The 6331-nt window shown below is 63.9% G+C and carries 7 protein-coding genes; 5 read left to right on the top strand and 2 right to left on the bottom strand.

The annotated features are described in order from the left end of the window. Positions 1–127: 127 nt before the first annotated feature. Positions 128–436, top strand: coding sequence for a hypothetical protein (locus tag APH34_RS23700; RefSeq protein ID WP_054903215.1), 309 nt, complete (start codon positions 128–130; stop codon positions 434–436). 11 nt (positions 437–447) lie between these two features. Further along, positions 448–921 carry a transcription elongation factor GreB gene (gene greB, locus APH34_RS23705; protein ID WP_054903216.1) on the top strand — a complete coding sequence of 158 codons (474 nt, stop codon included), beginning with the start codon at positions 448–450 and terminating at the stop codon, positions 919–921. 74 nt (positions 922–995) lie between these two features. Here the strand turns inward: greB and APH34_RS23710 are convergent, their stop codons facing one another. Further along, entirely contained in the window at positions 996–3503 is a 2508-nt protein-coding gene (locus APH34_RS23710) for an ABC transporter permease (protein ID WP_054903217.1), read from the bottom strand. Next, positions 3503–4186 (bottom strand): ABC transporter ATP-binding protein, encoded by a 684-nt coding sequence (locus tag APH34_RS23715; RefSeq protein ID WP_054903218.1) that lies wholly within the window; start codon positions 4184–4186, stop codon positions 3503–3505. The genes APH34_RS23710 and APH34_RS23715 overlap by 1 nt, the downstream gene beginning before the upstream one ends. 10 nt (positions 4187–4196) lie before the next feature. On the opposite strand from APH34_RS23715, the gene APH34_RS23720 reads away from it, so the two are divergent. The 3 genes from APH34_RS23720 to APH34_RS23730 all read left to right on the top strand — a co-directional run bounded on the left by APH34_RS23720 (position 4197) and on the right by APH34_RS23730 (position 6250). Then, on the top strand, positions 4197–4802 hold the full coding sequence (locus APH34_RS23720) for an arylesterase (protein WP_054903219.1): 606 nt from the start codon (positions 4197–4199) through the stop codon (positions 4800–4802). 58 nt (positions 4803–4860) lie between these two features. Then, positions 4861–5142: a hypothetical protein gene (locus APH34_RS23725; RefSeq protein ID WP_054903220.1), complete on the top strand. Its 282-nt coding sequence runs from the start codon at positions 4861–4863 to the stop codon at positions 5140–5142. Between the two features lie 130 nt (positions 5143–5272). Next, positions 5273–6250, top strand: a complete 978-nt coding sequence (locus tag APH34_RS23730; protein ID WP_054903221.1) for a L,D-transpeptidase family protein — start codon at positions 5273–5275, stop codon at positions 6248–6250. The last annotated feature ends 81 nt before the right edge of the window (positions 6251–6331 follow it).

Raw genomic sequence — 6331 nt, forward strand, 5'->3', positions numbered from 1 at the left:
TTTAAACAGCTACTTGCGGGGCGCGGGAAGGCCCACCCTCCGGGTCATCCGAAATACCGCTAAAGCGCTGGTTCGGTGACGCCTCCCACCGCTGCCCAGCGGGATTCGCGAGGCGGAGAGAGACTCCATGAGTTGCCCACGTACCAGTGTCTGTTTGAGCCCCCTACCTGCAAGCCCGGCTGCCCGTACACCGCGTATCCTGCTCGGTGGCCAGCATCAGCCCACACTCCTGCGCCACCTTGAAGGCTTGTCACGCCGTAAAGGTCAGGCCCGTGCCTTCCTCATCCAGTTTGCCGAAACCGCTTGCCGCTTCGAGCAATATGCCGATGACCGTTTCGATCTGGCGGTAATTCAGGCGCCGGCCCGTGAAGAGGCTGCCGAGGTCATCGGCCATCTCACCCGCATCGCGCGCCAGGGGCTGATTACCCGACGCTGAGGAGTGCGGTGTTGAGCACCAATATCATCACCACGGCTGGTCATGAGGCCCTGAAGAAGGAGCTGGACCATCTGTGGCGTGTGTATCGCCCCGAAATCACCCAGAAGGTTGCGTGGGCCGCCTCGCTGGGGGATCGCAGCGAGAATGCGGACTATCAGTACAACAAGAAGCTGCTACGCGAGATCGATCGCCGCGTCCGTTACCTGCGCAAACGCCTCGAGGACGTCAAGGTGGTGGCCTATTCGCCTCAGCAGGAGGGCAAGGTGTTCTTCGGTGCCTGGGTCGAGATCGAGAACGATGACGGCGAAACCATGAAGTTTCGCATCGTCGGGTATGACGAGATCTATGGGCGTAATGACTACATTTCGATCGATTCACCCATGGCGCGTGCCTTGCTCAAGAAAGAAGAGGGCGATGAGGTAGTGGTGCACACGCCCACGGGCGAGGCAACTTGGTATGTGAACCGTATCAGCTATGGGCAGTGACGTGCTGCGCGCTACAGGCTGCAAGCAAAAGCAGGTCTGCTCTTGCCTGTAGCTTCAGGTCGGCAGCGTAGCCATTAGCCCTCCCGCAGAACCGTCAATGGGCTGGCATTGAGTGCCCGCCGCGTACCCAGCACGCCAGCGCCACCCACCAGTAATGCCCCCGCCAACGGCAGCACCAGTAACCAGGGGTGTGGGCTCCACTGCAGGTCGAACGCATAGCGATAGAGCACCAGGGTAATCAGCTCGCACCCCAGTGCAGCCAGTGCGCCACTCGCTGCCCCCAGCAGCCCGAACTCGATACGCCGTGCCTTGACCAGTAACGGGCGCGGTGCACCGAGTGCGCGTAGCAAGGCCCCCTGGCGAATGCGCTCATCCAGTGTGGCCTGCAAACCGGCGAACAGCACGGCCAACCCCGCTGCCAATACGAACAGCAGCACATACTCCACCGCCAAGGTGACCTGGGCGAGGATACTGCGCAACTGCTCGAGCAAGGCATCGACCTGCAGAATGGTCACCGCCGGAAACGCCCGGGAAAGGGCAACGACGTCCAGGTCATGCCCAGGCGCCAGGTAGAAACTGGTCAGGTAAGTGGTCGGCAACCCCTGAAGGGTTCCGGGCTGGAAGATCATGTAGAAATTCGGTTGGAAGCTGTCCCAGTGCACGCTGCGCAGGCTGCTGACCCGTGCTTGGCGATGCTCGCCGCCGATGTCGAACGTGAGCAGATCGCCCAGTTGCACCTTCAGGCTGCTGGCCAGCTCGGCTTCTACCGAAACGCCTGGGGTCTCATTGGCCGAAGGCCGTGCCTGCCACCAACTGCCTGCGGTCAGCGTATTGCCCTCGGGCAGCTCGGCGGCCCAGGTCAGGCTCAGGTCGCGTTGTACCGCGCGTTCGCCAGCAGAGTCCTTGCTGACGAGTTGCTGCACAGGCTGGTCGTTGATCTGGATGAGCCGCCCCGGGGTGACCGGATACAGCGGTGCTGAGGTGGCATTCACCTCGTGCAGGCGCTGGGCAAAAGGTTCACGATCGTCCGGCAGGATGTTCAGGGCGAAATGGTTGGGCGCGTCCTTTGGGAGCTGGGCCTGCCAGGTATCGAGCAGCTCCGCGCGTAGCAAGGCGACCAGAGCCATGGCCAGCAGGATCAGGCCAAACGCCAGGGCCTGTCCGGCCGCTGCCATGGGGTGGCGCAATAGCTGCCCCAGGCCCAGGCGCCATGTCAATGGAGCACCTGCCAGCAACCGGCGCAAGCTGCGCAGGCCGAGCAGTAGCAGGCCGCCCAACACCAGCGCGGCGATCAGCCCGCCACCGAGCAGGGCGAACGTCAGCAGCAGATCGAGGCTCAAGCGCCACATGATCAGCCCCAATGCCAGCAGGGCAGCGCCATACACCAGCCAGCTGCTCGGTGGTACTGGCAGCAAGTCGCGGCGCAGTACCCGCAGCGGCGGGACCTTGCCCAGCGCCACCAGCGGTGGCAGAGCAAAACCGGCCAGGGCCACCAGCCCGGTGGCGATGCCGGCCAGTGCCGGGACGATGCCGCCACCTGGCACAACGCTGGGCAGCAGGCCATGCAGCAGGCGGAACAGCCCCAGCTGTGCCAGCCAGCCAAGCAGCGCACCCGCGACTGCGGCGACCAAGCCGAGCATGGCCAATTGCAGGCAGTACAGGCCCAGCGCCTGATGGCGCGAGAGGCCCAGGCAACGCAGCAGGGCGCTGGCGTCGAGGCGCCGTTGCGCATAGCGGCTGGCCGAAAGCGCCACCGCGACCCCTGCCAGCAGTACCGCCACCAGGCTGGCCATGTTCAGGTAGCGTTCGGCTTTGCCCAGGGCGCCGCCGATCTGCCGGTTGCCATCGCGGGTGTCGAGCAGGCGCTGATTGGCAGCGAGGTCTTTCTCCAGCCCTTGCCGATACTGCGCCAGTACCTGGGTATCACCGCGCCACAGGTCACGGTAACTGACCCGGCTGCCAGGCTGGATGACCCCGGTGGCCTGCAGGTCGGCCAGGTTCATCATCACCCGAGGCGTCAGGCTGTAGAAATTGTTGGCCCGGTCCGGTTCGTAGGTCAGCACGCGGGTCATGCGCAGGGTTTTCATGCCGACATCGATGCTGTCGCCTACGGCCAGGCCGAGGGCTGCCAACAGGCGTGGCTCGACCCATGCCTCGCCCGGGGCCGGGCCCCCGCCGGGCGCCTCCTGGGCATAGGGCGCGGCAGCGCTGCGCACCTGGCCGCGCAGCGGATAGGCACCATCGGCGGCCTTGATGCTCGACAACTGAATGCCGGCATCGCCCCCCACCACACTGGTGAATTCCACCACCTGGGCGTGGCGCAGGCCCAGCGCCTTGCCAGCGTTTATCTGCTCGTCACGGGCTGGCACGCTGCCCTGCAGCACCAGGTCGGCACCTAGGAACTCGCTGGCACGCAATTGCATGGCGCCGTTGAGGCGGGCACCGAAATAGCCGATTGCGGTGCTGGCGGCGACAGCCACCAACAGCGCAAAGAACAGCACGCGCACTTCGCTGGCGCGGACATCGCGCAGCAGTTGGCGCAGCGCCAGGCCGCACAGGCGGGACAGCGGCATGTGCGTCATCAGGCCTCCACCGGCGCCACAAGGCGCCCCGCATCCAGCCGGATCTGGCGCCGGCAGCGGCGGGCCAGGCGTTCGTCATGGGTGACCAGAACCAGGGTGGTGCCGCGCTCCTTGTTCAGTTCGAACAACAGGTCGCTGATACGCTCGCCGGTGTGGCTGTCGAGGTTGCCGGTGGGTTCGTCGGCAAACAGCACCGCCGGGTGGGCGGCGAAGGCGCGGGCGATCGCTACCCGCTGTTGTTCGCCACCCGATAGCTGGCGCGGGGTGTGGCTCAGGCGCTTACCTAGGCCGACCCTTTCGAGCAGGGTGTGGGCCTGCTCACGGGCGTCGCGGCGGCCGTCCAGCTCCAGTGGCAGCATGACGTTTTCCAAGGCGTTGAGGCTGTCGAGCAACTGGAACGACTGAAACACGAAACCGACATGCTCGGCGCGCACCCGGGCGCGTTGATCTTCGTCCAGCGGGCCGAGGTCGTGCCCGGCGAGGATGACCTTGCCGGCGCTGGGGCGATCGAGCCCGGCGAGCAGCCCAAGCAACGTCGATTTGCCAGAGCCCGAGGCGCCGACAATGGCCAGGCTGTCGCCTTGCGCCAAGTCCAGGGACAGGGCGTGAAGGATAGTCAGGTCACCTTCCGCACTGGGGACCACTTTGCTAAGGTTCTGCGCAACGAGAATACTGGGGCCCATGGAGAATCCAATGCGAGTGTGGTGGTTGAGTGCCGGTCTGGCCCTGTATTGCCTGGCCCAGAGCGCGGCGGCGGGAACACTGCTGATAGTTGGCGATAGTATCAGCGCCGGTTTTGGCCTGGATAGCCGCCTGGGGTGGGTCTCTTTGTTGCAGACCCGGCTCAAGGACGAAGGTTTCGACGATCAGGTGGTCAACGCATCGATCAGCGGCGATACCAGTGCAGGTGGCCAGGCGCGGCTGCCGGCGCTGCTTGCAGCGCACAAGCCGAGCCTTGTGGTGCTTGAGCTGGGTGGCAATGATGGGCTGCGCGGCCAGCCGCCACAGCAATTGCAACAAAATCTTGCCTCGATGATCGAAAGCGCACGCCAGTCGGGAGCCAAGGTGCTGCTTCTAGGGATGCGCCTGCCACCCAACTACGGATTACGCTACACCACGGCCTTCGCCAAGGTGTACGAGCAGTTGGCAACGGAAAAACACGTGCCGTTGGTGCCGTTTTTTCTTGAGGGTATAGGCGGTGTTCCGGAGATGATGCAGGCCGATGGCATCCATCCGGCGCAAGGGGCTCAGCAGCGCTTGCTGGAAAATGCCTGGCCGGCGATAAAACCGTTGCTGTGAAGCTTTAAACGGGGCCGGCTTTCGGCTAATGTTGCGCCCCCCGTTTCGAGAGCCCCCAATGCCACGCCCTGCCTGGTCCCTGTATGCCTACCAACTGATCGAGCCCGATGAACAGCTCGACCTGTTCGCTTGCCAGGAAATCCGCGTCCATCTGGTCGCGCGTCAACTTGAACTGGGTGTACCGGTCGATCGCACCTTGTGTGGTGGGTTGCTGCCGGCGCAACCGCGTTGGTCGGGCGTGCAGCGCTCGATCTACCGCGACGGTCGCCTCTGTGACCTGTGCCGGGCCATTCTCGACGCCCAGCGCAGAGGCATGCGCCCGGTGTGGCCAGAACTCTGAGGCGCTGTGCGCCGGGGAACTGCACGCACCTTTCATCATCTGAAACGCTTGTTAATCTTCAACGCCTCCCGCTTGGGCCGGGGCGGGTGTACAATCGACCCTCTTGACAACCTTTCGAAGGATTTACCGGATGTTGCCGCGCTTTCCCGCCGTCACCCGTTGCCTGACCCTGGCCGCCCTGTTGGTAGCGGGCCGTGCCGTTGCGCTGGAGCTGCCTCTGCCGCCACCTGGTGAAGACGTCGTTGGCCAGGTGCAGGTGATCAAGGCCAAGTACGAGGACACGTTCGCCGACATCGGCACTGCCAACGACCTCGGCTACCTGGAAATGATCGCCGCCAACCCGGGTGTCGACCCCTGGTTGCCCGGCGCCGGTACCGAGATCATTCTGCCGACCCGCTATATCCTGCCGCCGGGGCCGCGCGAGGGTATTGTCATCAACCTTGCCGAGTACCGCATGTACTACTTCCCGAAAGGGCAGAACGTCGTGCACACCTTCCCGCTGGGTATCGGGCGGGAAGGGTGGGGTTCGCCTATCACCAGTACCAAGATCACGGCCAAGACCCCGAACCCGACCTGGACCCCACCTGCCTCGATCCGTGCCGAGCATGCCGCAGATGGTGACATCCTGCCCACCGTGGTGCCGGCTGGGCCGGATAACCCGCTGGGGCCGTTCAAGTTCACCCTGGGCACGCCGGGTTACCTGATCCATGGCTCGAACAAGAAGTTCGGCATTGGCATGCGCACCAGTCATGGCTGTTTCCGCATGCTCAATAACAATGTGTTGGAGCTGTCGAAGATGGTGCCGGTGGGTACGCCGGTACGTATCATCAACGAGCCTTACAAGTTCGGCGTAAGTGGCGGCAAGGTGTATCTCGAGGCCCACACGCCGTTGGACGATCATGGCAATCCGTCGGTGGTCGACAAGCACACGGCGGTTATCAATGCGTTGCTCAAGCGCGAAGACCTGGCCAATAACCTGCGCATGAACTGGGACATGGTTCGTGACGTGGTCGCCGCAGAAGATGGCATGCCGGTAGAAATTGCCGTGCCGGTCAGTAACCAGAACGCAGCACCGATGGTTTCGAGCATTCCGCCCGAACTGCAGTAAGCGTTTTTGCGTCACATCCGGGCCTGCAGCAGGTGAACGCCTGCTGCAGGCCTTTTCATTTGTGCTGGCCGCTTTTGTAGC

This window comes from Pseudomonas sp. NBRC 111131 (assembly GCF_001320525.1).
GTDB lineage: Bacteria > Pseudomonadota > Gammaproteobacteria > Pseudomonadales > Pseudomonadaceae > Aquipseudomonas > Aquipseudomonas ceruminis.